The organism is Streptosporangium sp. CA-135522 (genome assembly GCF_050949235.1).
Taxonomy (GTDB): domain Bacteria; phylum Actinomycetota; class Actinomycetes; order Streptosporangiales; family Streptosporangiaceae; genus Streptosporangium.
The window spans coordinates 3,531,970-3,556,735 of record NZ_CP192026.1 but is presented as its reverse complement, the minus strand read 5'-3'; the positions used below and the strand labels follow the sequence as shown (position 1 = coordinate 3,556,735).

Sequence of the window (24,766 nt, the reverse complement as noted above, 5' to 3'; positions counted from 1 at the left end):
CGGTCAAGCGGCGGATCCGACCTGGACCTGTAGCGGGGCGGCCGCGCGGCGGATCCGGCCGCGCGTCCGCCGGGCGGACCGCTGCGCTCCGGTCACCCGCGCGTCGGCGCCGGACCGGCACCGGCATCGGCATCGGCATCGCGCAGATCGTGGCCCCGGGACAGCAGTTCCGCCTCGATCGCGGCGCAGACCGTCTCCACGACCGTGACGCGGGCCAGCCGCTTGTCGTCTCCCGCGACCACGTGCCAGGGAGCCTTCGGATGGTCGGTGCGGGAGAGCATGTCCTCCACGGCGGCCTCGTACTGCGGACGCTTCTCCCGGTTGCGCCAGTCCTCGTCGGTGAGTTTCCAGGCTCGCAGCGGGTCGGCCGCCCGGTCCTGGAAACGCCGCAACTGCTCCTCCTCGGAGACGTGCATCCAGAACTTGACCATGATCATGCCTTCGGCGACGAGCGTTCTCTCGAACTCCACGATCTCGCCGTAGGCGCGCGACCACTGCTCCTCGGTGGCGAAACCCTCGACCCTCTCCACCAGCACCCGCCCGTACCAGGAACGGTCGAGCACCGCCATGCCGCCCCAACCGGGAAGGACCGGCCAGAACCGCCACAGGAAGTGGTGCCGCTTCTCGTCGTAGGTGGGCGCCGCGAACTGGGCGACCCGCACGTGCCGCGGGTCGAGCGGGCGCACCAGCCGTTTGATGGCTCCTCCCTTACCCGAGGCGTCCCAGCCTTCGAACACCGCGCAGAGCGGAGGGCCGATGCGCTTTTCACCGACCTGCCCGCCCAGTACGAGCCGCAGGCGCAGCAGGCGTTCCAACGCGGCGTCGAGCCGCTCGGCGGCTTCCTTCTTCGGCAGCTTCTGCGACAGATCAACCTGAGACAACCGATTCATGGACATCAGCCTCGCATTACCGGCGGGAAGGCGGCCACCCACCCGGGCGGTGCCGGTGCGGACGGCCGGATGACGACGATCCGGAGCTCGGCGACCGTGATCAGGGGTCAGGCGACCGTGATCCGGAAAGTCGCCTCGCCCGAGGCGCGCCTGCTCAGCTCGGCGGCGGACATCTGGCCGGCCGGGCAGCGCCGGCAGTTGGACAGGACGATGGTGACCGTGCCGGGATACTTGGCGTTGAAGACGAAGTAGCGAACCTCGCCCGCGCCGCCATCCTCGGCGGCCCGGAGCTCCTCGCTGATGAACGAGGCCACCTTGACGTCCGGCAGGTCCCCCATCCGCCAGCTGTCTCCGGCGGAGGCGTTCTCGTCCATGGCGAGCGAGAAGCGCTGGCCGGGGGTGAGCCGGACCTCCTCGGTCCTGCCGGCACCCCCGTGCACGACGACGCCGAAGTTGTAGACGGCGGCTCCGGTGCCGCATCCCGCGACGAGCGCCACCAGCAGCAGGACGATCAAGCCCGTTCGGTGAATCACGCAGCTCACAGTAGCGACCGCGGAGGTCGGCGCCTCAGGGGGCCGTGCCGTCCCACTCCTCCAGCGGGGCGCAGTGCCAGCGCCAGGAGCTCTGGCGGGGATGGCCGGGAAGGTCGGCACGGCCGTTGGCCCACAGCAGCGTCTGCCAAGGATCGGTGTCGTTCGGGGCCCAGGGGAACAGCCGGCGCAAGGTGGGCTCGCTCAGCTCGGCCGACGGGGTGAACGGCAGCCGCAGGCCCAGGGAGGCGTCGTAGGTGTGCATCAGCATCTCGTCGCAGGACATGCCCGCGAACCCGGAGGCGTCGGCCATGCCGTACGGATGCCAGCCGCGCGCGCCGGCCGGGGCGCCCTGGACGACCCTGGCCACGACCGTGGCGAACGCCCCGAGGGTGGCGGCCAGGTCCGCCGGCGAGCTCTCCGGCCGCACCCGCAGGTCCATCGTGCTGAGCTCACGCCGTCCGGCGGCGAAATCCGTGGCGTACCACAGGATGGTGTCGGAGATGTGCGCGACCGCCTGGGCGACGGTCCACTCCATGCCGGGAATCGCCCGCTCCCAGTCGCGATCGAGTGCCGATTCGAGATGGGCCCGGGATTCGCCCGCCACACGAAGGATCATGTTCGCGTCCATTGGGCGATCTTTCCAGAGAAACGGACCGCCGCCGGAACGGGGCGGCCCCGGGCCGGACCGGCCCCGTGACGGAACGGGACGGGACTGGCCGGGACGGGCCAGGGGCGTTCCGGAGCACCGCCGGGCGCCGGGCCCTGCTCCCCGGAGTTACCCGGAGCACCGGGCTCTCCGGGCCGCCCGGTCGGTTCAGGGCGCCAGCAGACGCCGGGGTCCCGGGCCCTGTCCGGCCAGCGTGTCACCCGGGTTGACCAGCGCGCACTGCTCGAACGACAGGCAGCCGCAGCCGATGCACTCGGTGAACCGGTCGCGCATCCGCTCCATCTTCTCGATGCGAGCGTTGACCTCCTTGCTCCAGCACTCCGACGCCCGCACCCAGAATTCGCGGGTGGGCGGGACGTTCGCCGGCAGGAAGCCCAGCACCTCCCCGATCACCGACAGCGGCATGCCGACGCTCTGCGAGGCGCGGATGAACGCCACTCGGCGCAGGGTGGTCCGGTGGTAGCGGCGCTGGTTGCCGGTGGTGCGCCGGCTGTGGATGAGCCCCTCCCGCTCGTAGAAGCGCAGCGCGGAGGCGGGCACGCCGCTGCGCTCGGACAGCTCACCGATGGTCAGTTCCTTAGCGATCATCGTGGATTCCGGCATACCGGCAACCCTAGCCCCGAACTTGAACCCATATTCAAGTTCGGCCGCACCGGTGGTCAGGCCAGGCGGGTCCGGTAGACCTTCCTCGCCTGATCGATCAGCTCCAGGTGGTCGCCGAGCTGCCCGGCGGTGTCGAACACGCCCTGCTCGCCAAGCAGCGCCTCCATGCCGTCCAGCCACTCCAGGCACCAGCGGACGTCTCGTTCCCTGGCCACGTGGCGGCCGCCGACGTCGAGGTAGACCGGGCTGGTGTGGGCATAGGCGCCGGTGGTGAAGGCGCGCTCGTGCGGGCCGCCGGCGGCCACGGCGACGACGTAGGTGGGGTCGCCGACGACCAGTTCGGCGGCCAGTTCGGCGGGCGGCCCGGCGGCCAGGACACCGTCGGCGGTGCGGATCTCCAGTCTCTCCACCTCGGGGCCGACCGATCTCACGGTGACCGTGACCCGATCTCCGGGCGAGAGGTCCAGGGTGGCGCCCGGCCCGTGCCCGTCGACCGACAGCTCCAGCCAGGGGCCGGTGGTGCCGAACGTGCGCCCCCGCCGGATCGCCTCGGCGAACGCCTCGGCGGTGAGCGGGCCCTCCAGGTGGGCGTAGACCCGGGCCCAGCCCGGTGGGTTGGACTGGTTTCCGCGCCGGGCGAAGGAGACCATCGCGTCGGTGCCCGCGGTGACCGCGATCCGGTTGCCCGCGCCGATCAGATGTCGGTAGACGACGGCGGTCGCGGTGATCGAGCTGTGGTTGAGCACGTCGAGGCTGTCCACCAGGCCGAGTGCCGCGTCGGCGACGATCTCCCGGGAGGAGCAGTTGCGCCCCCACGCCAGAGCCTTGCCCGGGGCGGCGTCGTCGGATACCGGGGCGTGGAAGGGATGGCTGTAGCCCATGATCGCGCCGAGGCCGCGCAGCTCCCGGCAGGCGACGCTGTTGGGCGGCCAGTCCGCGGCGCCCAGGAAGCCGGTGTGGAAGCGCGAGGGCGGCGCGCAGACCCCGAACGCGTACAGGTGGCCGAGCAGGTCGTTGCGGTATTCGACGCCGATCCTGGCCAGGTGGGTGGTGTCCGACCACGGCAGGTCCCGGCCCGCCCAGTGCGATAGCGCCTCGGCGTCGTAGACCCGGTCGGAGGAGACGTTCCCGGCGACCAGGTTGAGCACGTGCAGGTCCTCGCCGTGCTGCATGGCCGCCGCCAGGCGCGGCGTGCCGACCATGTCGCCGGCCCAGTTGAGGTGGACGTGCATGTCCCCGCCGTACCAGCCGCGGGCCGCGGCGTCGTAGAGCCGCTCGGGGGCCAGCTCGACCAGGGTCTCCGCGCCGGGGACGGGAGTGAGCTCGACTTCGGCGGAGCCGTACTCCATCCCCCTGGACACCCGCACGGTCAGCGGCTCGGCCGGAACGTCCAGCACGACGTCGTCTCCGTGGAAGTAGGGCCTGACGTGGTAGTCGCGCCTGGCCGGCGCGTCCTCGGGGTACCAGCCCTGCCCGTGCTCGCCGTACACGCTCCACTTGCAGGGAAAACCCGCGCGCAACCGCAGGCGGGCGGCCACGGTGGGGCGGGTCAGGGGTGCGAGATCCACGCGCTCACCGCCGGCGATCACCTCACTGCCACTTGTGATCTTGATGAGCCGGGCACCGTGCGGACCGACCTCGTGCGCGTGGCCGTCCACCAGCACGGTGACCGGCCGGTCGCGGGTGGAGTCGACCAGCAGCGTCGTGCGCAGGGGCTCCGCGTCCAGTACGGCCTGCGCGCGTGCCTCGAGCGTGAGGCCCTCCGCGGTGAGCCGGAGGGCGGCGAGGTTGTCGGGCACCCTCCCGGCCAGGACGTTGCGCACGACCTCGTCCATGTCGAGCTCGGTGAGCCGCTCACGTAGCTCGGACGGGGAGGCCCCCGGGTGACGGGCGAGGGCCATGCCGTAGCAGACTTCCCAGAAGGTAGTGGTACCCATCAGGTAGGCGTCGGTGGACATGGACCTGACGCAGAAGACGGGATCCTCGCCCCAGGTGACCCCGTGCTCGGCGAGCAGCGCCCGATAGCTCTCCAGCGCCCGCGCCACATCGTCGGGCAGCGCGTCGGGCAGCGCGTCGGGCAGCGCCGGATCATCGCACATGAGTCTCTCCCCGTGGTGGCGCCCTCTTGATCGCCGTCGTCTCTCGATCTCCGCCATCGTGGCATCTCCGCCACGGGTCACTGAGAGCACAGGGCACCCGAAGAGTTGATTTATCCCTATTTGGGAGAAGAAGCGATTCCCAAGACGGTCGGTACCCATCCCGGGCCCGTGTGATCTGCCCGATTCCGCAGGCGGGGTCAGGTCACCGGCGCCGCGCTGTCAGAGGACGGCGCGGTGCCCAGGCGCATTCTCATCGCGTGCTCCACAAGGGTTATCAGCACCTTCTTGCCGGACTCCCGCCTGCGCGCGTCGCACAACACGACCGGGATGTCCGGGTGGAGGGTCAGCCCGAGCCGGACCTCGTCGAGGTCGTAGCGGCGGGCCCCGTCGAAGCAGTTGACCGCGACGATGAAGGGCGTCTCGCGGCGCTCGAAGTAGTCGAGGGAGGGAAAGCAGTCGGCCAGCCTGCGGGTGTCGGCCAGGACGACCGCACCCATCGCGCCGAGCGCCAGCTCGTCCCACAGGAACCAGAACCGTTCCTGTCCCGGGGTGCCGAACAGGTAGAGCCGGTAGGCGTCCCCGATGGTGATGCGGCCGAAGTCCATCGCGACGGTGGTCGTCTGCTTGGTCTCCACCCCGGACAGGTCGTCGACGCCGACGCCCCGGTGGGTCAGCGTCTCCTCGGTGCGCAATGGCTCGATCTCGGAGACCGCGCCGACCAGCGTGGTCTTGCCGGCTCCGAAGCCGCCGGCGACCAGGATCTTGATCGCCTTGGGCAGCTTGACCCGCCCGGCGTCACGGCTAGAGTGCACGGAGTCCATCGAGCACCGCCCTGTACAGCCTCTCGTCGTGCATGTCCGTCTCCGAATGGGGCTCTTGCAGGGCGATGAATCCCTGGTCGAGCAGGTCGCTGAGCAGGACACGGATGGTGCCTGCCGGAAGGTTCATGTGCGCGGCGATCTCCGCGACCGACTGGGGCTGGTGGCAGAACCGCACGATGGCCAGGCACTCCGGATCGAGGCCGACCTCCCTCGGTGAGGTGAAGCGGACGGTCACCGCCAGGGTGATGAGGTCGAACCTGCCCTGGGTCGGTTCGGTCCTGCCCCGGGTGAGAACGTAGGGCCGGACGATGGGCCCTGCCTCCTCCCCCACCCACTGCGCGTCGGGACGCTCTTCGTGGGGGCTCATCGCGGGGTGTCGTCCTTGCCGGGCTCCGCCGCGCGCGCGGGCGAGGTGAGGTACTGGCCGACCCGGGTGACGAGCATGGCCATCTCGTAGGCGACGAGGCCGACGTCGGCCTCCTGCGTGCAGAGCACCGCCAGGCAGGCTCCCTGCCCGGCGGCGGTCACGACCAGATACGCCGAGCGCATCTCGATGATGGTCTGGCGCACCGCGCCGCCTTCGACCCGGTCGCTGACCCCTCGTCCCAGGCTCTGGATCGCCGAGCCCACGGCGGCCAGGTGCTCGGCGTCGGCCTGGTCGAACCCCGCAGACGCCGCCAGCAGCAGGCCGTCGGCGGAGAAGACGATTCCGTGTTCGGCCTCCCCCACTCGCGCGACCAGGTCATCCAGCAACCAGGCCAGGTCGGTGAAAGATCCTGTTCCCTGCACCACTCGTTGTCCTCTTTCTGCCGGCGGGTGTTCGGTCGCCGGTCTCTGACGGCTCGTCGGCGCCGGGCCGGCACGCGCGAATCGAGATCATCACTGGCGTCACACGTCGGTCTCTCCCCCGCTCGCGGGGTCGGCACCTCTCTCCAGCAGCTGTGCCGCTTCCGATCGGCCGCGGCGCGTGCCGGCCTGGAAGGACGCCATGGCCGCGCGGATCGTCTCCGGTGAGCGCTCGTCGTCGTCATCGGCCGGAGGTGCCGGCGGCCCGTCGTCCTGCAGCGGGGCGGCCAGATGCGTCTGGGGGACGCGGCGCGGCAGGCCGCCCGGCGTGTGGCTGGTGTCGGGCGCGGGCATGACGGGGGGCAGCGGGGAGGTGGCACCGGGCAGGCCCGCGGCCGCGTGACGGCCCGTGGGCGGCTCGGCGCTCTCTCGCCGCGGGGGCGGTGTCACCGCCCGGAGACTCTCCTCGATGGCCCTGTCCCTCCTGTCGAACGGTCCGCCGGTCGAGTCCGCGTCGAACGGCCCATCGGCGAGTTCTCCGGCCGGGCCGCGCGCGAAATCACCTCCCCCGGCGATCGCCGGCGGGTCGCGGAGCAAGATGTCGGGCATCCCGCCGGCCGGCGCGCCCGTGACCGCCGTGCGGGCCTGCGGGACGCTGACGACGGTGTCGGGCTCCGGCTGCTCGGTGATGAGCTCTTGCGGGATCAGCACGACGACCGTCGTGCCGCCGTACGGCGAGGCCTTGAAGGTGACCCGGATCTCGTGCCGCTCGGCCAGGCGGCTGACCACGTACAGCCCCAGTCGGGCGTTGCCCGCCAGCTTGAGCTCGGGCGGGTTGGCGATCCGCTCGTTGGCCGCGGCGATGTCCTCCGGGCTCATGCCCAGGCCCCGGTCCTCGATCTCGATGGCGTATCCGTGGGCGACGATGTGCCCGCTGACCTGCACGGTGGTGTAGGGCGGGGAGAAGGAGGCGGCGTTCTCGACCAGCTCGGCGATCAGGTGGATGACGTCGCTCACGGCCCGCCCGTCCAGCGCGACGTCTCCCAGGGGCAGCACGTCCACCCGGGTGTAGTCCTCGATCTCCGCCAGCGAGCCGCGGACCACGTCGATCATCGGCACCGAGTCGCGCCACGCGCGGCCGGGGGCCGCGCCGGACAGGACGAGCAGGTTCTCCGCGTAGCGGCGCATGCGGGTCGCCAGGTGGTCGAGCCGGAACAGGTCCCGTAGTTCCTGCGGGTCGTTCTCCCGGCGCTCCATCACGTCCAGCACGCTGAGCTGGCGGTGGACGAGCGATTGGGTGCGGCGGGCGAGGTTGCGAAGGATGTCGGCGATGTCGCGCCGGAGCTGCGCCTGCTCGGCCGCCACCTTGATCGCGGTCTGCTGCACGGCGTTGAACGCCTGGCCGACGTGGCCGATCTGGTCGCTGCCGAACTCCAGCGGCGGCGCCTCCGCCGCGATGTCCACTTCCTGCCCGTGGCCGATCCGCTCGACGACGGAGGGCAGCCGCTCGTTGGCCAGCTCCCAGGCCGCCAGCCGTAGCTTCTCCAGTTGCTTGATCAGAGCCCGCGCCGTGGTGATGGACAGGACGACGGAGGCGACGACCGCCAGCAGCCCCAGACCGCCGGCGAGCGCGAGCCGTACGATGACGCCGGTCGCGACGGGGGCGGCCCGCTCGACCACTCCGGCGCCGGCCGTGAGCACGACCTCGGCCAGCCGGGAGTGGGCCGGCTGCGCGACGGCGCTCCACCGCGAGGCGTCGATCAGCCCGGCCGGCACCGCGTTCTCGTCCTCGATCAGCAGGTCTTCCAAGGTCCGAAGCTGGGTGAACTGCTCGCTGCCGGCCAGCCGCCGGTAGGCGTTCTGGTCGGCGGCGGGCAGATCGACCACCGCCTGATCGACCAGGAAACGCCGGGTGCCGACGATCTGCGTCAGCTGGACGCGCTCGCCGTCGGTGAACCGGCCCGCCGTCAGGGCGCCCACCACCAGGACGTCTTCCTGGGCCAGCATGTCGCGGGCCCGGTTCATGACGATGAGCGTGCGCGTGTCGTTGGCGATGTCCTCGTCGTCCAGCGTGGCCATGGAGTCGTAGACGCGGAAGATGGAGTCGACGACGCCGGTGAACGCCACGACCGCCCGCGACCGATCCGTCCGCCCGGCGTCGACCGCCTTGCGCGTGGCCGCCAGGCCGTCCAGCAACCGGCGGGTTCCGGCGATGCGATTCTCGAGCTCGGCACTTCCCAGCCACCGGACCCCGCCGCCGCCGGTGAGTTCCCGGAAGTTCGCGCCGGCCTCGTCGGTGCGCTTGCGCTGGGCGGACAGTGCCTCCCGCCGCCGGACCTCCGTACCGGGCTCGCCCAGCGTGATCGCGGTGAGCCGTCGCTCGGCCTGTAACTCGACGATGAGCCGCTCGCTCGGCTCGGCCACGTTGGAGTTGAGTGTGGCCACACCCAGCATGTTCAGGCCGTCACGGCCCGTCACCCACGCCGCGAAACCCCAGAGCGCGATGAGTGACACCAGTAGTGCCGTGATCTTGGTCCGCAAGCGCGCGTTGCGCAAGCGCATAGCATCCACCCCGGGAAACAGAAAGAAATAGACGGCACGTTATGCGGCAATCAACGCTTACACATCACCGGTCGCCGCATTGCGCGGATCAGCAGGACATCCCACATCGCACCCGCTGCACCCTAGCAATGCCAACAAATAGACTCAAGGCGAGATCGCCAAAAATGGCCTTCTGTCCCATTTATGGATTTACGGTCGATTTTTCAATGTGAGTTACTCTCTCGTAAGATTCATTGTCCGCTCCGCCAGATGAAGCGCTCCCAGAACGGCCGCCCGGACGATCGCCACCGGCAGGTACAGATCCTTGTCGACCCAGAGCGGCACTTCGTGATCGCGCGTGGCCAGCAGCCGGCGGTGGCCGCGCTCCACGGCCGGACGCCGTCGCCCGCCGTGCGCGGCGCCGGCCAGCAGCAGGGTCTGCAGCGCGTAGGCGGTCTCCTCCGCGGTGCCCTCCCACCGGCCCCACGAGCCGTCCCCGTGCTGGGTGTCGAGCACCCAGTCCACGGCCCTGCCCACCGCGCCCTGCGACTCCTCGCCGCCGAACTCGCTCAACGCGATCGCGCAGCAGGCCGTGGCGTAGTACGGCGAGACGTGCCAGCGGTCCAGCCAGCTCCCGTCCGCCTCCTGGCGGCCTCGCAGCCAGGCCGCCAGCTTGGCCACGACGGCCGCGTGGCGGAGATCGCCGCCGCATCTGCGCGCGTACTCGCCGAAGGCGTCGAGAACGTGGGCGTTGGTCGTCGGGGACATCCCCTCCTCCCCACGCCAGGTGCAGAAGTGGCTGTCCGTCTCGAACGGCCACAGCCCCTCAGGCTCGCGCGGCTCGCCGAGCAGCGCCAGCGCGTACAGGGCCATGGAGGTGGTGTCGGCGTCGGCCGGCAGCCCCGGCCCCGCGGCGGCCCCGTCCGGGCCGAGCCCGTCCCGCAGGCTCGCGGCCAGTTCCGGCGGCACGTCCACGGCGATACCCGCACGCAGCAGCCAGCTCAGCGTCCAGCCGCGTTCGAAGACGGTGATGGGCAGGGCGCACGGCACCGGCCCGCCGAAGGAGGCGACGACCGCTTCCAGGTACCTCCGCACGGGTGCCGTCTCCTCGGCGGACCGCCCCGGGCCGGGCGGCGTGACGCCGTCCTGCCGCTCGGCGTCGCGTCCGGGCCGGGACGGCACGGCCAGCCAGGCGGCGCTCGCCCCGGGCGATGCTCCGACGGCCGCCATCCCGCCGGGCATCGGGGTGGGAACGACCCCGGAGGCCGCGGTCGCCTCCCCTCCCGCGACCTCCAGCGCGTGGACGAGCTTCTGGGGGATCGCCGCGCCCGACGTCAGCCACCGCCTGACCGTCGCCAGCTTGGCGTCGCTCATGCCCGGCAGCGGTCCGGGGCCGTCGAGGTGTCCGTCGATCAGGGAGAGCAGCGAGGGCACGATGAGCTCGATCGCCGGCATGTCGGGCAGGGCCTCTGCGAGCCCCGTGAGCGACCAGCCCTGCACGGCCCGCAGCCCGCGGCAGGCGGCCTCGCCCAGCAGGGCCGGGTCGGCGCAGGGACTCTCCCGCCGGTGCTCGGCCAGGAGCGCCTCGACCGCGCTCAGGGTGGGAACGAGGCCGTAGGCCCCGGGCGACCCCCAGCCGCCGCCCGCCCGCTGGGCACCGAGCAGGAAGCCGACCCGCTCGGCGTGCCCGGCCAGCCAGGGCGCCAGGCTGACCACCCGGCCGGTCTCGTACGGCGAGGCGGACACCTGGCCCCATGGCTCGGCCACCAGCCCGGCGACCAGTTCCTGGGCCTGCGCGGCCACGCTCGTCTCCCCCTGGACGTCGGGGACGTGAAGGCCCCATATCGGAGGGGCGGTCAGGCCGTCGACGCTCACAGCGTCCCCCAGTAGTCGCCGACCTGGTAGAACCCGGCGCAGAAGTCCATCTGCCGCTCCATGTAACCGGCCAGCTCGGGATGGGCGTCCCGAAGGGGGGTGATGAGTTCCCGGCTCCGGGCCGCGAGCTCGGCGATTCGCCGCTCGACCTCGACGCGGTCGCCGCCGAGCAGGAGGGCGTTGAGATCCCCCCAGACGACGTCCCGCTCGTAGGTGCCCAGGTCGTTGAGCAGGCGGATGACTCGCTGAACGGCCCGGCCCGCCTCGCGTAGCCCGTCGACGTCCGCGACCTGGCCGTCGCCCGTGACGTGGATCCAGTGGGCGGCGAACACGAAGGAGAAGCCGAGGTTGTCGGCGTTGCCGAGATACTCCTCGAAGGCGGGTGTGACCTTGTCGCTCTTCCAGCGCCATTCGGTGAGCATCCCGTCCAGCATGCGCTCCAGTTCCTCACGCCAGACCGGTCCGAGCGTGGGAAACGCGGGCGAGGACGCGAGCTCGTCGCGGATGTCGGCGAGCATACGGGTGAGGTCGTCGCCGGGGACCGGCGGGCCGCCCGCGGCCACGTCCAGGCATCGGCGGGCGACCTGTTCCGCTTCGCGCTCGGTGCCGGCGACGTAGTCGACCAGCCAGTCCAGCCCGAACGCCCACAGGGAGGCCTTGTTCGCCATCCGCAACTGCTCGGCGGTGAACCACGGCCCGCTGAACGCCATGGCCAGTGACAGCGTGCTGTACAGCGCGGCGTCGAACGGCCGGGCGGAGAAAAGGCCCGGGTAGGCCTCCGCCCACTCGCGCATGTCCCGCTGCGACCGGCCGGCTCCGGCGCAGATCGCCCCGCACTCCGCGGCCGTCGGCCGGACGCCGTGATCGGGTCGGGCCGTCATCGGCCGATCCCGGCGCGGTCGTGCCCGGCGAGTCCTATGCCCAGTTCGACCTTCTGCCGGGGACGCAGCGAGGCGGCCCACGCCGTGGTGAACGGACCCGGGGTGCGCACCGACACGCGGAACCGGCTGAGGATGGACGCGACCACGAGCGGCACCTCGACGTGGAACAGGTGCTCGCCCAGGCACTTGTGCGGGCCGCCCCCGAAGGGGAAGTAGGCGTACCGGTGAGGGCGTTCTCCGTTCTCGGGCGCGAACCGCTCGGGATCGAACTCGTCCGGGCGCTCCCAGAACTCCTCAAGCCGCTGCGTGGCGTAGGGGCAGATCAGCACCGTCGAGCCGCTCCTGACCCGTACGCCGCCGATCTCCGCGTCTTCCATGACCTGCCGGGGCAGCAGCCAGCCGGCCGGGTACAGGCGCAGGGTCTCCATCAGGACCATGCGGGTGTAGCGGAGCCGGGGGATGTGCTCGGGCCGGGCCGGTCCGGCGCCGACCACCTCGTCGATCTCCTCCTGGAGCCGGGCCGCGACCCGCGGATGCCGCTCCAGCAGCGGCCACAGCCAGGTGAGAACCATCGCGGTGGTCTCCGACGACGCGGCGTACACGCTGACCAGCGCGTCGCGGATCTGCACGTCGGTGAGCGCCTCGCCGTTTTCGTCGGTGGAGCGGCAGAGCACGGAGATGACATCGGTGCCCTCCCCCTGGCCGCCGGAGGCGGCCATCGCCCTGCGGACCACGGGGAACACCACGTCGTCGATCTGTTCGACGGCCCTCAGGAAGGCCTTGTCACGGGGCACGCGGATGGAATAGGGCATGAACGGCATGAGGAACCGGTAGACGAGCGAGTGGGATACCCGGTCGAAGGCGGGGATGATGCGCTCCCCGTCCTCGCGACTCAGCTTGTCGCCGAACAGCACCCGGTTGACGATGTAGCTGAGGATGCCGGCCATCTCCTCGGCGGCGTTGACGTCCCGTTCGGTGCGGACGTGCTCGTCCCACTCCTCGATGCGCCCGGCGACGCTGGCGGCCACCTCGTCGGCGATCGTGGCGATGTAACGCGCGGTGAACAGGGGTTGCAGGATCTCGCGGCTGTTGTGCCAGTGCGCGCCGTCGCTCATGATGCTCTGCCCGAAAATCCGCTCCAGGGGCCGCCAGAACGTCCCCACGCGCCGGTAGTTCGTCCACTCCAGACGCATCACCTGCTGGACGTCGTCGGGATGTGTCACCAGGTAGGGGCGGAACGGCCCCAGCTCCAGCCGGACGACCTTCCCGCCGGCCTCCCGCGCGAACCCCGCGAGCGCGGCCGCCGGCTCACGCGCCAGTTCGGGCAGAGCCCGGTGTATCGGAACGGACCTGGCCCGCCGGACAGGCCGGACTGTCGCATCGGTCGACATCGTTAAGCTCTCCCACCTGGTGCGGCGTGAACCCACGCCGTGGCGCCGTGGCGGCACATGAGATGTGCGGGCGCGATCCGGCACCCGGCCGCCGCGCTTCAGCCGCCTTATCCCGGCCACCGCGTCGTGGCCGGCGCTCGCACGGGAAGCAGATCAGGGCCGGTCGACCGGCAGCCCCTCCGCAACCTTCCCGCGCCTCGCTGTACGCCTTTCCCACTCACATATCTAAAAAGTACTTTATTACGACATTCGCAGCTCTTTTGGCAAAGTATCGCACGATCCAGCACCGGTGATCAAGTTTGGTACCGGTCAACCGCTTCAGCACCGCGGACGAATCACCGGCATTTAACCGAGAATTCACAGGATGCGAATACAGTAGGCAACTCACTTCTCGACCTGAAGTCACGCAGAGTAGTTATTTTCCTTGCGTGCTTACCCTGCGGGGTCCCGCCGGGGCGCATCTCACCCGCCCTATGGCAGGTCCGCCTTCACGGTGAGAAAGCGCAGGGCGGCCTTCAGTCCACGAACGCGCGGCGAGCGGTCGCATCAGTGCTTGAAGGCCGCCAGGAGACGGTCGGCGGCGAGTGCGGGCGTCAGGGTCCCGGCCTCGACCTCCCGCTCGACCTCGACCGTGATCTCGGCGACCCCGGGGTGCTCGCGAAGCCTGGTCAGCAGGCGCTCGGTGACCATAGACCAGGTCCAGGCGACCTGCTGCCGGCGGCGGCGGGCGGACAGCTCACCGGAGGCCGCCATGGCATCCTGGTGCTGGACGAGCTGCCGCCAGAGTTCCTCCAAGCCGGTGCCCTCCCGTCCGCTGCAGGTCAGCACCGGTACCGCGCGCTCGGAGCGGAGCAGCCGCAACGCCCCCGCCAGCTCCCTGGCCGCCTTCCTGGCGTCCAGCTCGTACGGACCGTCCGCCTTGTTGACGGCGATCACGTCGGCGAGCTCCAGGACCCCCTTTTTGATGCCCTGAAGCTGATCCCCGGTCCTGGCCAGGGCGAGCAGCAGGAAGGTGTCCACCATGTCGGCGACGGCGGTCTCCGACTGGCCGACGCCGACGGTCTCCACGAGCACGACGTCGTATCCCGCCGCCTCCACCACCACCATGGCCTCACGGGTGGCCCTGGCGACTCCGCCCAGGGTGCCGGAGGTGGGCGAGGGACGGATGAAGGCGGCCGGGTCCGCGGCCAGACGGGACATCCTGGTCTTGTCGCCGAGAATACTGCCACCCGTCCGGGTGGACGACGGATCGACGGCGAGCACCGCCACCCGGTGCCCCTGCCCGGTCAGGAGCACGCCGAGGGCGTCGATGAAGGTGGACTTGCCGACGCCCGGCACGCCGGTGATGCCGATCCGGCGCGCCCTGCCGGCGAGCGGGCCCAGCTCGACCAGCAGTCGCTGGGCCAGCTCCCTGTGGTCGGCCCTGGACGACTCCACCAGCGTGATCGCCCGCGCGATCCAGGTGCGCGAGCCCTCCTTCACCCCCCGGAGATAGTCCTCAAGCGTCCGCGGCATGGCCCAGCCGGGTGAGAAGGTCGCCGAGCAGGCCGCGGGCGGCGTCGGCGATCACGGTTCCGGGCGGGAAGATGGCGGCGGCGCCGGCGGCGCGCAGCTCGTCGAAGTCACCCGGCGGGATGACGCCGCCGACCACGATCATGATGTCGTCGGCGCCCAGCTCCGCGAGCGCCCCGCGGAGCGCGGGCACCAGTGTCAGGTGCCCGGCCGCCAGCGAGGAGACCCCCACCACGTGCACGTCGGCCTCGACCGCCTGGCGGGCGACCTCCTCGGGCGTCTGGAACAGCGGGCCGACGTCGACGTCGAACCCGAGGTCGGCGAAGGCGGTGGCGATCACCTTCTGCCCCCGGTCGTGCCCGTCCTGCCCCATCTTGGCCACCAGGATCCGCGGGCGGCGCCCCTCCAGGCGCTCGAACTCCGCGCACGCCGTACGGACCTCGTCCACGCCGGACCCCACCTCCTCGCGATACACCCCGGAGATCGTACGGACCTGACCGGCGTGCCTGCCGAACACCCGCTCCAGCGCGTCGGAGATCTCCCCGACCGTGGCCTTGGCACGGGCCGCCTCGATGGACAGCGCGAGCAGGTTGCCGTCGCCCGCCGCCCCCTTGGTGAGCGCCTCCAGGGCCTGGGCCACCTGGTCGGCGTCCCGCTCCTCACGCAGGCGGCGGAGCTTGTCGAGCTGCTGCGCGCGGACGGAGGTGTTGTCGACCTTGAGCACGTCGATGGCCTCGTCCGCGTCGGGCCGGTACTTGTTGACGCCGATGACCGGCTGGCGGCCGGAGTCGATGCGCGCCTGGGTGCGGGCGGCGGCCTCCTCGATGCGCAGCTTCGGCAGGCCCTGGCCGATCGCCTTGGCCATGCCCCCCGCAGCCTCGACCTCCTCGATGTGCCCCCAGGCCTTGCGGGCCAGCTCATGGGTGAGCCGCTCGACGTAGTAGGAGCCGCCCCAGGGGTCGATCACCCGGCAGGTGCCCGACTCCTGCTGGAGCAGGAGCTGGGTGTTGCGGGCGATCCGGGCGGAGAAGTCGGTGGGCAGCGCCAGGGCCTCGTCGAGGGCGTTGGTGTGCAGCGACTGGGTGTGGCCCTGCGTGGCGGCCATCGCCTCGACGCAGGTGCGCACGACGTTGTTGAACACGTCCTGGGCGGTGAGCGACCAGCCGGAGGTCTGCGAGTGGGTCCGCAGCGACAGGGACTTGGGATCTCGCGCCCCGAACCCGGCCACCAGACGCGCCCAGAGCAGCCGGGCGGCCCGCAGCTTGGCGACCTCCATGAAGAAGTTCATGCCGATGCACCAGAAGAACGACAGGCGCGGCGCGAACCTGTCGATGTCGAGGCCCGCCTCGACACCCGCCCGCAGATACTCCACGCCGTCGGCCAGGGTGTAGGCCAGCTCCAGGTCGCACGTGGCCCCGGCCTCCTGGATGTGGTAGCCCGAGATCGAGATCGAGTTGAACTTCGGCATCTTCTCGCTGGCGTAGGAGAAGATGTCGGAGATGATCCGCATCGACGGCTCGGGCGGGTAGATGTAGGTGTTGCGGACCATGAACTCCTTGAGGATGTCGTTCTGGATGGTCCCGGCGAGCTGCTCGGGGGCCACCCCCTGCTCCTCGGCGGCCACGATGTAGAGCGCGAGCACCGGCAGCACGGCGCCGTTCATGGTCATCGACACGCTCATCCTGTCGAGGGGAATCCCGTCGAAGAGCTGCCGCATGTCGTAGATGGAGTCGATCGCCACCCCCGCCATGCCGACGTCACCGGCCACGCGCGGGTGGTCGGAGTCGTAGCCGCGATGGGTGGCCAGGTCGAAGGCGACCGACAGGCCCTTCTGCCCGGCCGCCAGGTTGCGCCGGTAGAAGGCGTTGGACTCCTCGGCGGTGGAGAAGCCGGCGTACTGCCGGATGGTCCACGGCTGGTTGACGTACATGGTCGGGTACGGCCCGCGCAGGTACGGCGCGGCGCCCGGGTAGGTGGCCAGGAAGTCCAGCCCGGCCAGGTCCTCGGCCGTGTAGAGCGGCTTGACCCCGATTCCCTCGGGCGTCTCCCACACCAGGTCGTCCGGGGCCTTCCCGGTCGCCTCCCGCACGGCTCGTGCCCATCCGGCCGGGTCCGGCGTCGCGGACCCGCCCTCCAGCCCGATTCCGGAGAAGTCGGGAATCATCGAGGCACCCCCAGGTCGTCGAAGGTCGTGCGGAGCACGCCGAGCGCGTCGCATCCGGCGTAGAGGTTGGCGTCCACACCGGCGAACTCTCCCTTGCCCGCCAGCCAGACTCTCACCGCCCCCGCCCGCTTCAACGCGGCGGCCACGGCCTCGGCGTGCTCGCCGTACAGCCGGTCGCTGGAGCACAGGCACGCGACCCTCGCACCGCTGGCGGTGAACGCGGCGGCGATCCGGCCGGGGTCCACGCCAGGCGCGGCGGGGGCGGTGGGGTCCACGCCAGGCGCGGCGGGGGCGGCGGGGGTGGCGGTCAGGGTGGCGATGCCCCCGGCCTGGAAGAGGTTGGCCGCGAACGACGCCCTGGCCGTGTGCACGGCCACCGGGCCGATGGTCGCCAGGAACACGCTCGGCCGGCTCTCCTGGGCATCGGCCAGGTCACGCAGCGCCTCGAACTCCTGGGCGTACCGGATGCCCGGCGCCTGCCGGGGATGTGCCCGGCGGGCCGGAAGCCGCTCGGCGAGGTTGGGGAACTCGCTCACCCCGGTGATCGGGTCGCGGCGGTGGGCGATGTTGTCCGCCCGCCGTCGCCAGGTGGCGGCGATCCGCTCGGTGACGAGCCCCGCCTCCACGGCCGCGGCCATGCCGCCCGCGCGCTCGATCTCCTGGAACCACTCCCAGGCCTTGCCGGCCAGCTCGGCGGTGAGCCGTTCCACGTACCAGGAGCCGCCCGCCGGGTCGATCACCCGCGCCACCGCGGCCTCCTCGACGAGCAGCGCGTGGGTGTTGCGCGCGATGCGACGGGCGAAGGCGTCCGGCAGACCGAGGCGGGCGTCGAACGGCTGCACCGTCACCGCGTCGGCGCCGCCCACGCCGGCGGCGAAACAGGCGAGCGTGGTGCGGAGCATGTTCACCCACGGGTCGCGGGCGGTCATCATGGCCGAGCCGGTCACCGCGTGCTGGCGCTGGCCCGCCCCGCTCGCGGTCCGCCCGGCCCCGCACACCTCGGCGACGCGCGCCCAGAGCCGGCGGGCGGCGCGGAGTTTGGCGATGGTGAGGAACTGGTCGGCTGTGGCGGCGTAACGGAACTCCAGCTGCCCGAGCGCCTCCTCGACCGTGAGGCCGGCGCCGGTCAGGACCCGCAGGGCCGTCACCCCGGCCGCGACGGAGCAGCCGAGCTCCTCGGCGTCGCTGCCGCCCGCGTCGTGGTACGGCGTGCCGTCCACGACGATGGCCCGCAGGTCCGGGAAGTCCGCGGCGCAGCGCCGGGCCAGATCGATCGCCGTCTCCGGGTCGCGGAGCGGGTCGGCGCCCAGGTTGCCGGCGAGCTCGCCCGGCCTTCTCCACCGGGAGGCCTCGCCGCCCTCGCGGGCGCTTTCCGCGAACGCGGTCCCCGCGGCTTCGGCGGACGCGGTCCCCGCGGCGGCCTTCTTCCCCTCGGCCACCGCGAACAGTGCCTCGGCCGCCTCCCGGGTCCGCTCCCCCGCGTCCAGGGTGACCGAGATCAGCTCCAGGTGGACCCGCTCCAGGACCCGGGGCAGGTCTTCCGGCTCCAGGGCGAGCCAGAGCGAGGTGACGCCGTTCTCCAGATCGGCGAGGACCGCCTCGGGGTCGGCCACCTCGTGGCGCTGCCTGACGTCCCAGCCGCCGCCCTCCGGCCGGGAGCCGCGGATGTAGGGAGCCGATCCCGGCAGGCCCGGATCGCCCGGAAGGTCCGAGGCGTCGTAGAGCGGCGCGACGGTCACGCCGTCGTAGGTCAGGAAGGACAGGGCCTCCTCCGGAGAACCGGCCTCGACGCCGGACTTTCGCAGGACCCCGAGCGCCAGCTCGCGCCACCGTTCCCGCGTGGTCGGCGGGAAACCGGCGGCCGGTCGAAGTTCCTCAGGCGGCACCGTCATGAACCGGATAGTAAGCGCCGCCGCGATGGAACGCGCCCCCGGGGTCCGGTCGGCCCGTCGCCGGCCGGGTCAGGTCACCGGCTCCTCCCAGGTGGCCTGCCAGGTGGCGCGGTTGACGGCGCCGGTGGCGGACAGGCCCTTCTCCCGTTGGAATCCGCGGCAGACCTCGCGGGAGGCCTCGCCGTACATGCCGTCGACGTCGATGTTCCAGCCGCGCCTGCTCATCTGCCGCTGCCAGGTGCGGACGTCCTCGCCGATCATGACCGGCGGGTAGGTGAGGACCCTGCCGGGGAAGGGCGGGTGCGGTTGCGGCGGGTTGTCCCCGCCGCCGGGGCGGGGAGCGCCCCGCCTCACCCAGGCGTACAGCGGCTCGCCGGGGCAGTCGGTGGAGTAGCCGTCCCGGTGGCCCTTGATCTCGTTGCCCGCGCCGCCCTTGTCCCGGAGGTATTCGACGGCGTCGAGGATGGCGTGCAGGACGTCGTCGGTCGGCCGGGTGAACCCGGTCGAGCCGACCAGGCCCAGCACGGCGTAGTGGCCGCTGTTGAGTCCGGCCCCGTTGGCGGCGGGCAGGTGGCCGGGCCCGCGGCCCTCGAACACCTTCCGGTGCGGACAGCAGAGCATGCTGTATCCGATGTCGATCCAGCCGTTGCCGTCCATGTGATGGCTCTGGATGGACCTCACCAGGGCCACGCACTTGGCGTGGTCGTTGACGATGTCCGGACTGACCTGACCGCCGGTGTAGTGGACCTTCACGCCTCTGGTGGAGCCGAGCCGGCCGTAGGAACCGCGCGGCTCACGGGCCCCCCACTCGCGACGGGTGACAAGATCGATGGCCACGAGACTTCTCCCACGGTTCTAGTGACTGAGGCCTACCGGAGCGTAATGGGTGGCACGTCGCTGTATGGCGGGTTTTACCATCTGACCTACCAGCAGATCGTCATGGAACAGGGCTCTGTGCAAGATTCCGGTAGAAAAACAGCCATCCTCTATCCAGGAGGCGACCGCCCAAACACCCCGCCCGGCGTCTTCCAGCGGGCAGGGCGGGCAGCCGGATCGCCGTCGGCCCCGCACGCCGGCCGGGTCCGCCGTTCCCGGCACCGAGGCGGTCAGACGAGATCGCCGTCGCGGGCGACGATCCGGCCGGACTTGACCACCAGGGACCGGCGCGGACGCACGCACACGGCCTCGGCCGCGTTACGGGCGTCCACCACCACCAGGTCGGCGTGGTCGCCCACGGTCAGCCCGTAGTCCGGCAGGGCCAGGGCGCGGGCGCCGCCGTAGGTCGCGGCGTCCAGGGCGAGCTCGATGTCCTCGTCGCGGGGCCCGGTGCCCTTGGCCTGGAACATGGCGCGCTCCAGCATGTCGCCGGTGCCGAAGGGACTCCACAGGTCGCGGACACCGTCGTTGCCCAGCGTCACGGGGACCCCGGCCTCGCTGAGCCGGCGCAGCGGCAGCAGGCCCCTGTTCGGCGCGACCGAGGCGAGGGCGATCCCGGCTCCGGCCAGGCCGGAGATCAGCCGGTCCCGGGTGTCGGGATCGGCGTCGGCGAGGGCGAAGGCGTGGCTGATGGTGACCTTGCCCCCCAGGCCGAGCACCCGGGTCCGCTCGATGATCAGCTCGAACTGCCAGGCGCCGAGCGTGCCGCCGTCGTGCAGGTGGACGTCCACGCCCGCGCCGTACCGCTCGGCCAGGGCGAACACGGCGTCCAGGTGCCGGACCGGATCCCGGTCCACCCCCGCCGGGTCGAGCCCGCCGATCGTCTCGACCCCGGCCTTGAGCGCCTCTTCCAGCAGCGCCTCGGTGCCGGGACTGATCAGCATGCCGGCCTGCGGGAAGGCGACGAGCTCGGCGGTGATCCGGCCGCCGTGCCGCTCGACGGCCTCGCGGACCGCCTCGACCGAGCCCAGGCCCACCAGGGGGTCGACGTCCACGTGCGACCGGACGTGGGTGGTGCCACAGGCGGTCATGTTCTCCAGCAGCGCGGTCACGAAGTCGGCATTCGGAACGCCGAACTCCGGCCGCCGCTCCTGGCCGTTTCGGATCTTGCCCATCAGACCGGGAGCCGCGTCGTGCGGCACCCAGGGGCCGCCCCACAGCGACTTGTCCAGATGGGCGTGACCGTCGACGAGGCCGGGGAGCACGAGCTTGCCGCCCAGCTCCTCGACGCCGTGCCGCCCGTCCCCTCCGGACTCCGGGGACTCACGGGGCTCGCGGAGCTCGCGGAGCTCGCGGAGCTCGGCGATCCGGCCGTCCCGGATCAGCAGGTCGACGGGACCCTCGTGGCCCTGGATCCGGGCGTCGCGCAGCAGCAGCTCGCTCATCGTCTTCCCACTCCCTCTCCGCGGTGACGCCGCAGACGTTAGTGGTATACCGTTAACCGGGCAAGCCGGAGCGCCCCTTGACTAGGCTGGCCCCGACGAGAGGGGGGCGGGGTGAGCGCGTTGCGCGACCGGGTCTACGAGACGCTCAAGCGGCGCATCGTCGAGGTGGAGCTGCGGCCGGGTGAGCGCCTGGTGGAACGCGACCTCGCCGCCGAGCTCGACGTCTCCCGCATACCGCTCCGCGAAGCGCTGCGCCTGCTGTCCGCCGAGGGCCTGGTGGTGATCGTGCCCAACAGGGGCGCGCTGGTCAGCCCGTTCACCCCCGCAGACGTGCGCGACCTGTTCGACGTGCGCGAGAGCCTGGAGGTGCTCGCGGCGCGGCTGGCCGCCGAACGGGCCGACGCCGACGACCTCTCCCGGCTGCGCTCCCGCCTCGAACACGCCCGTGACGCCGTACGGCGCGGCGACCGGCGGGAGATCGCGGCGGCCAACGCCGAATTCCACTCCGAGGTCGTGCGGGTCTCCGGCAACACGCTGCTGGACACGCTGATGCGGCCGCTCGACGCCCGGCTCCGGCGCCTGTTCCGGCTCACCTCCGACCGCGATCCCGGCCGGCAGTGCGCCGAACACGAGGAGCTCTACGCGGCGATCTCCGACGGTGACCCCGACCGGGCCGCCGCGTGCGCGCTGCGTCACGTCGCCGACGGCCGCGAGCCGACCCTGGCCCTGGCCGAGCGGTGGGCCGCCGACATCGACCCGGTCAAGGTGACCCGCACCCGCCGCCGGACCGCTCCGCGGCCTCCGGCGGACGCCCTCACCGCTTCTCCTCCGCTCTCACCGCCCCTCCCCTGACGGACGCCCTCTGGCCCCTCTCCTGACGGACGCCCCACTGACGGACGCTCCGCCGTCGGACAACCCGCCGTCGCCCCTCCGCCTGTCCCGTAAAACCCTTCGACCTCCGTACCGGCAAAAGGGATCATTGCCGTCATGTCCGTACTCAAGGAGGTCCACTTCACACCGGAACCACGCCCGGCAGAGCTGCCGATGAGGGTGTGGCTCGACGACGGCGACTCGGCGGTCGACGTGATCGACGCGTTGGCGCTGTCCCCCTTCGCCACGGGCGCCCAGCCCTGGTCGTGCACCGTGAGCCTGGAGCGGGTGCGTCCCGAGGCGTCACTCATGCCGGCTGCCGGGATTCTGGTCCGCGCGGCGCGGGAGGAGGACGGCCGCGACTCCCGGCTGGTGTGCGGAGAGGGCTGGACGTTACGAGCCGTCCGGTTCCGCAACCGCGCTGCCACTGTCAGCGTGACCGCGATCCGGGAGGAGCTGGCCCGTTCGGTGATCGAGGAGATCACCAAGGACGCGGTGGAGCCCGCGCCCGAGAGCGCCCATGTGGAGATGGGCTTCTGGTGGCAGGGCTCCCACGGCGCCCGTCGCTCCGCCAAGCCGATCACCGCCTCTCCGTGGGCGGAGGTCAGCGACAACTACGCCCGTGTCCTGAGCGGCCCGCTGTCGCGCCTGATGTCCGTCACTCCCTCCGACGTGCACGGACGCCTGGTCCTCCTGCACGGCCCGCCCGGCACGGGCAAGACCACGCTGCTGCGCACCCTCGCCCATGAGTGGCGGGCGTGGTGCCAGGTGGACTGCGTGCTCGACCCGGAGCACCTGTTCAACTCTCCGGGCTACCTGATGGAGGTCGCGGTGGGCTCGGACGAGGACGGGGAGAAGTGGCGGCTGCTCGTGCTTGAGGACTGCGACGAGCTGATCAGGTCCGGAGCCAAGGAGGCGACCGGTCAGGGCCTGTCCCGGCTGCTCAACCTGACCGACGGCCTGCTGGGCCAGGGGCGTGACGTGCTGGTGGCCATCACCACCAACGAGGATCTGGCCCGCCTCCACCCCGCCGTGGTCCGCCCGGGTCGCTGCCTGGCCCAGATCGAGGTGGGCGCGCTCCCCCACGACGAGGCGGCGGGCTGGCTCGGCACCGCCGAGGGTGTCCCGTCCTCGGGCGCCACCCTGGCCGAACTGTTCGCCCTGCGTGACGGCGTGGCCGACCGCCCGGTCCTCGCCCCCGAGAACACCGGCCTCTACCTCTGAGGAACGCGCCGCCGGGCGGGGCGGGGCGCTTCGAGGAAGGCGCCGCCGGGCGGGGTGAGGAGAGGAAGGCACGGCGGGGAAGCGTCCGGTCGCGCATCGCCCGAGGGGTCGACCCCGCGAGCGTTCGAGGAAGGCGCGGCCGGGCGGAGCCCGGACGAGGAATGACAACAAAACCCCTGCCGCGTGCGTCCAACAGGGCATGAAACGATCCAACGGTGCCGGGCGGCTGGCGGCTCTCTCGACGGTGATGGCGGGCGTGCTGGTCGTGTCGGCCGCGTGCGGTTCCTCCCCGTCCTTCGAGCGGACGTCCTCCGAGCGGGCGTCCCCCGAATGGAACGCCATGCCGGCGGCGGGAGCCGCCGCGAAGGCGGCCGTCGCACGACTCGCGGATGCGGAAGACGTACGCCTCACCGGCGCGGACGCACGGCTCACGGACGCGAACACACGGCTCACCGGCGCGGACTTGAAGGTCGCGGCCACCGGCTCCTCCACCGCGCGGACGGCGGTCGGGCGCTGCCGTACCGAAGCACTCGCGGCGCGAATCGGCACGGTGGACGCGGGGGCGGGCCAGCGGTACGCGCCGCTGGTGATCACCAACAGGTCCGCCCGGACGTGCTGGGTGTACGGCTTCGCCGGTCTGATCATGATCGACCGCAACGGCGACGCGCTGCGCACCAGGACACGCAGAGAGAACGTCCGGCCGCGTCGGATCACCCTGCGCCCCGGAGCGGGGGCCCACGCCAGGCTCCACTGGACCGAGGTGCCGGTCGGCAGCGAGACCAGGTGCCCGGTCTCCGCACGGCTGATGATCATCCCGCCGGACGAGGTCGCACACCTGGAGATTCCCTTCACGGCCAGGGCGTGCGACGACGGGCGTCTCGACATCGCACCGATGGCCGCTGGCACGCACCTGTGAGAACCGGCCGACGGGCAGGGGGCGATGAACACATCGCGCCCCCTTCGCTACAGTCCCTCCTGTCCCGGTCTCACCGAGAATCAGGAGGGACATGTCCGTCCACGATCTCCGGCGGCTTCTTCGCGCGCTGCCGGTGTTCCCCGCCTCCATGCCCGGCTTCGACACGGCCGGCGCGCCCGACGACCCGGACGAGCTGTTCGTCGAGTGGCTGGAGGCGGCCATCGCGGCGGGAGTCCCGGCGCCCCACGCCATGACGCTGTCCACCGTGGACGACGGGCGTCCCGCGGCGCGCGTGCTCATCCTGAAGAACCTCACCGGCGGCGAATGGCAGTTCGCCACCGGCTCCACCAGCCCGAAGGGCCGCCAGCTCGCCGCGCACCCGCACGCGGCGCTGACGTTCTTCTGGCCGACGATCGGCCGTCAGATCCGGATCCGCGGGGCCGTACGGCCCGCCGACCGCGCCGACAGCGCCCGCGACTTCCTGGGGCGTCCGCCGGGCTCACGTGCGGAGGCGCTGATCGGACGGCAGAGCCAGGTGCTGGCGGACCCGGCCGAGCTCGACGCGGCCCTGGCCGAGGCGTACGCGAAGGTCGAGGACGACCCCGATCTCGTCGCCCCGCACTGGACCCTGTACGGCGTGCGCGCCGAGCAGGTCGAGTTCTGGCAGGGCGACCCCGAGCGGCGGCACACCCGGCTGCGCTACTCACGCGCCGGCGACGCCTGGTCGAAGCAGACGCTGTGGCCGTGACCTCCGCCTGACCGAACGGCCGCCTCCCCGCC

21 protein-coding genes are annotated in these 24,766 nt (G+C 71.8%); 4 read left to right on the top strand and 17 right to left on the bottom strand.

Features of this window, described 5'->3' with window-relative positions; translation table 11 throughout:
• Positions 1 to 92: 92 nt before the first annotated feature.
• The 17 genes from ACQPYK_RS16755 to ACQPYK_RS16675 form a co-directional block, all read right to left on the bottom strand.
• A complete protein-coding gene (locus ACQPYK_RS16755) occupies positions 93 to 890 on the bottom strand; it encodes a polyphosphate kinase 2 family protein (protein WP_433256215.1) in 798 nt (265 codons plus the stop codon).
• Between the two features lie 107 nt (positions 891 to 997).
• Positions 998 to 1,423, bottom strand: coding sequence for a protease inhibitor I42 family protein (locus tag ACQPYK_RS16750; protein WP_433256213.1), 426 nt, complete (start codon positions 1,421 to 1,423; stop codon positions 998 to 1,000).
• Positions 1,424 to 1,457: 34 nt separating this feature from the next.
• A complete protein-coding gene (locus tag ACQPYK_RS16745) occupies positions 1,458 to 2,039 on the bottom strand; it encodes a maleylpyruvate isomerase N-terminal domain-containing protein (protein WP_433256211.1) in 582 nt (193 codons plus the stop codon).
• Between the two features lie 198 nt (positions 2,040 to 2,237).
• Complete coding sequence (gene soxR, locus ACQPYK_RS16740) at positions 2,238 to 2,693, bottom strand: redox-sensitive transcriptional activator SoxR (protein ID WP_433256210.1); 456 nt, start codon at positions 2,691 to 2,693, stop codon at positions 2,238 to 2,240.
• A 56-nt stretch (positions 2,694 to 2,749) separates the two neighbouring features.
• Positions 2,750 to 4,792: a CehA/McbA family metallohydrolase gene (locus ACQPYK_RS16735; RefSeq protein WP_433256208.1), complete on the bottom strand. Its 2,043-nt coding sequence runs from the start codon at positions 4,790 to 4,792 to the stop codon at positions 2,750 to 2,752.
• A 197-nt stretch (positions 4,793 to 4,989) separates the two neighbouring features.
• A complete protein-coding gene (locus tag ACQPYK_RS16730) occupies positions 4,990 to 5,613 on the bottom strand; it encodes a GTP-binding protein (RefSeq protein WP_433256206.1) in 624 nt (207 codons plus the stop codon).
• Positions 5,594 to 5,980 carry a DUF742 domain-containing protein gene (locus ACQPYK_RS16725; protein ID WP_433256204.1) on the bottom strand — a complete coding sequence of 129 codons (387 nt, stop codon included), beginning with the start codon at positions 5,978 to 5,980 and terminating at the stop codon, positions 5,594 to 5,596. Before ACQPYK_RS16725 ends, ACQPYK_RS16730 begins: the two co-directional genes overlap by 20 nt.
• On the bottom strand, positions 5,977 to 6,405 hold the full coding sequence (locus ACQPYK_RS16720; protein ID WP_433256202.1) for a roadblock/LC7 domain-containing protein: 429 nt from the start codon (positions 6,403 to 6,405) through the stop codon (positions 5,977 to 5,979). The genes ACQPYK_RS16725 and ACQPYK_RS16720 overlap by 4 nt, the downstream gene beginning before the upstream one ends.
• A gap of 96 nt (positions 6,406 to 6,501) precedes the next feature.
• The gene (locus ACQPYK_RS16715; RefSeq protein WP_433256200.1) at positions 6,502 to 8,961 is read right to left on the bottom strand and encodes a nitrate- and nitrite sensing domain-containing protein; all 2,460 of its coding nucleotides are present in this window, start codon (positions 8,959 to 8,961) and stop codon (positions 6,502 to 6,504) included.
• Between the two features lie 213 nt (positions 8,962 to 9,174).
• Positions 9,175 to 10,815 (bottom strand): prenyltransferase/squalene oxidase repeat-containing protein, encoded by a 1,641-nt coding sequence (locus ACQPYK_RS16710; protein WP_433256198.1) that lies wholly within the window; start codon positions 10,813 to 10,815, stop codon positions 9,175 to 9,177.
• Positions 10,812 to 11,696: a terpene synthase family protein gene (locus ACQPYK_RS16705; protein ID WP_433256196.1), complete on the bottom strand. Its 885-nt coding sequence runs from the start codon at positions 11,694 to 11,696 to the stop codon at positions 10,812 to 10,814. The genes ACQPYK_RS16710 and ACQPYK_RS16705 overlap by 4 nt, the downstream gene beginning before the upstream one ends.
• Positions 11,693 to 13,087: a cytochrome P450 gene (locus ACQPYK_RS16700; RefSeq protein WP_433256195.1), complete on the bottom strand. Its 1,395-nt coding sequence runs from the start codon at positions 13,085 to 13,087 to the stop codon at positions 11,693 to 11,695. Before ACQPYK_RS16700 ends, ACQPYK_RS16705 begins: the two co-directional genes overlap by 4 nt.
• A gap of 546 nt (positions 13,088 to 13,633) precedes the next feature.
• Positions 13,634 to 14,602 (bottom strand): methylmalonyl Co-A mutase-associated GTPase MeaB, encoded by a 969-nt coding sequence (gene meaB / locus ACQPYK_RS16695; protein WP_433256194.1) that lies wholly within the window; start codon positions 14,600 to 14,602, stop codon positions 13,634 to 13,636.
• Positions 14,586 to 16,763 carry a methylmalonyl-CoA mutase gene (scpA, locus tag ACQPYK_RS16690; RefSeq protein ID WP_433256193.1) on the bottom strand — a complete coding sequence of 726 codons (2,178 nt, stop codon included), beginning with the start codon at positions 16,761 to 16,763 and terminating at the stop codon, positions 14,586 to 14,588. The genes meaB and scpA overlap by 17 nt, the downstream gene beginning before the upstream one ends.
• Entirely contained in the window at positions 16,760 to 18,655 is a 1,896-nt protein-coding gene (locus ACQPYK_RS16685) for a methylmalonyl-CoA mutase family protein (protein ID WP_433256192.1), read from the bottom strand. Before ACQPYK_RS16685 ends, scpA begins: the two co-directional genes overlap by 4 nt.
• A 69-nt stretch (positions 18,656 to 18,724) precedes the next feature.
• Positions 18,725 to 19,492, bottom strand: a complete 768-nt coding sequence (locus ACQPYK_RS16680) for a peptidoglycan recognition protein family protein (protein ID WP_433256190.1) — start codon at positions 19,490 to 19,492, stop codon at positions 18,725 to 18,727.
• Between the two features lie 269 nt (positions 19,493 to 19,761).
• Positions 19,762 to 20,976: an amidohydrolase gene (locus tag ACQPYK_RS16675; protein WP_433256189.1), complete on the bottom strand. Its 1,215-nt coding sequence runs from the start codon at positions 20,974 to 20,976 to the stop codon at positions 19,762 to 19,764.
• A gap of 111 nt (positions 20,977 to 21,087) precedes the next feature.
• Here ACQPYK_RS16675 and ACQPYK_RS16670 point away from each other — a divergent pair, with 111 nt between their 5' ends.
• From ACQPYK_RS16670 to ACQPYK_RS16655, 4 genes are all read left to right on the top strand, one after another.
• Complete coding sequence (locus ACQPYK_RS16670) at positions 21,088 to 21,828, top strand: GntR family transcriptional regulator (RefSeq protein ID WP_433256187.1); 741 nt, start codon at positions 21,088 to 21,090, stop codon at positions 21,826 to 21,828.
• Between the two features lie 135 nt (positions 21,829 to 21,963).
• On the top strand, positions 21,964 to 23,070 hold the full coding sequence (locus ACQPYK_RS16665; protein ID WP_433256185.1) for a DUF5925 domain-containing protein: 1,107 nt from the start codon (positions 21,964 to 21,966) through the stop codon (positions 23,068 to 23,070).
• A gap of 199 nt (positions 23,071 to 23,269) precedes the next feature.
• The gene (locus tag ACQPYK_RS16660) at positions 23,270 to 23,986 is read left to right on the top strand and encodes a DUF4232 domain-containing protein (protein WP_433256184.1); all 717 of its coding nucleotides are present in this window, start codon (positions 23,270 to 23,272) and stop codon (positions 23,984 to 23,986) included.
• A 91-nt stretch (positions 23,987 to 24,077) separates the two neighbouring features.
• On the top strand, positions 24,078 to 24,734 hold the full coding sequence (locus ACQPYK_RS16655; protein ID WP_433256182.1) for a pyridoxine/pyridoxamine 5'-phosphate oxidase: 657 nt from the start codon (positions 24,078 to 24,080) through the stop codon (positions 24,732 to 24,734).
• Positions 24,735 to 24,766: the final 32 nt, after the last annotated feature.

Coding starts and splice junctions, on each gene's coding strand:
- ACQPYK_RS16755 (WP_433256215.1), bottom strand. CDS start 890: ATGAATCGGTTGTCTCAGGTTGATCTGTCGCAGAAGCTGCCGAAGAAG.
- ACQPYK_RS16685 (WP_433256192.1), bottom strand. CDS start 18,655: ATGACGGTGCCGCCTGAGGAACTTCGACCGGCCGCCGGTTTCCCGCCG.
- ACQPYK_RS16655 (WP_433256182.1), top strand. CDS start 24,078: ATGTCCGTCCACGATCTCCGGCGGCTTCTTCGCGCGCTGCCGGTGTTC.
- ACQPYK_RS16745 (WP_433256211.1), bottom strand. CDS start 2,039: ATGATCCTTCGTGTGGCGGGCGAATCCCGGGCCCATCTCGAATCGGCA.
- ACQPYK_RS16730 (WP_433256206.1), bottom strand. CDS start 5,613: ATGGACTCCGTGCACTCTAGCCGTGACGCCGGGCGGGTCAAGCTGCCC.
- soxR (WP_433256210.1), bottom strand. CDS start 2,693: ATGCCGGAATCCACGATGATCGCTAAGGAACTGACCATCGGTGAGCTG.
- ACQPYK_RS16665 (WP_433256185.1), top strand. CDS start 21,964: ATGTCCGTACTCAAGGAGGTCCACTTCACACCGGAACCACGCCCGGCA.
- ACQPYK_RS16715 (WP_433256200.1), bottom strand. CDS start 8,961: ATGCGCTTGCGCAACGCGCGCTTGCGGACCAAGATCACGGCACTACTG.
- meaB (WP_433256194.1), bottom strand. CDS start 14,602: ATGCCGCGGACGCTTGAGGACTATCTCCGGGGGGTGAAGGAGGGCTCG.
- ACQPYK_RS16735 (WP_433256208.1), bottom strand. CDS start 4,792: ATGTGCGATGATCCGGCGCTGCCCGACGCGCTGCCCGACGCGCTGCCC.
- ACQPYK_RS16660 (WP_433256184.1), top strand. CDS start 23,270: ATGAAACGATCCAACGGTGCCGGGCGGCTGGCGGCTCTCTCGACGGTG.
- scpA (WP_433256193.1), bottom strand. CDS start 16,763: ATGATTCCCGACTTCTCCGGAATCGGGCTGGAGGGCGGGTCCGCGACG.
- ACQPYK_RS16700 (WP_433256195.1), bottom strand. CDS start 13,087: ATGTCGACCGATGCGACAGTCCGGCCTGTCCGGCGGGCCAGGTCCGTT.
- ACQPYK_RS16725 (WP_433256204.1), bottom strand. CDS start 5,980: ATGAGCCCCCACGAAGAGCGTCCCGACGCGCAGTGGGTGGGGGAGGAG.
- ACQPYK_RS16675 (WP_433256189.1), bottom strand. CDS start 20,976: ATGAGCGAGCTGCTGCTGCGCGACGCCCGGATCCAGGGCCACGAGGGT.
- ACQPYK_RS16705 (WP_433256196.1), bottom strand. CDS start 11,696: ATGACGGCCCGACCCGATCACGGCGTCCGGCCGACGGCCGCGGAGTGC.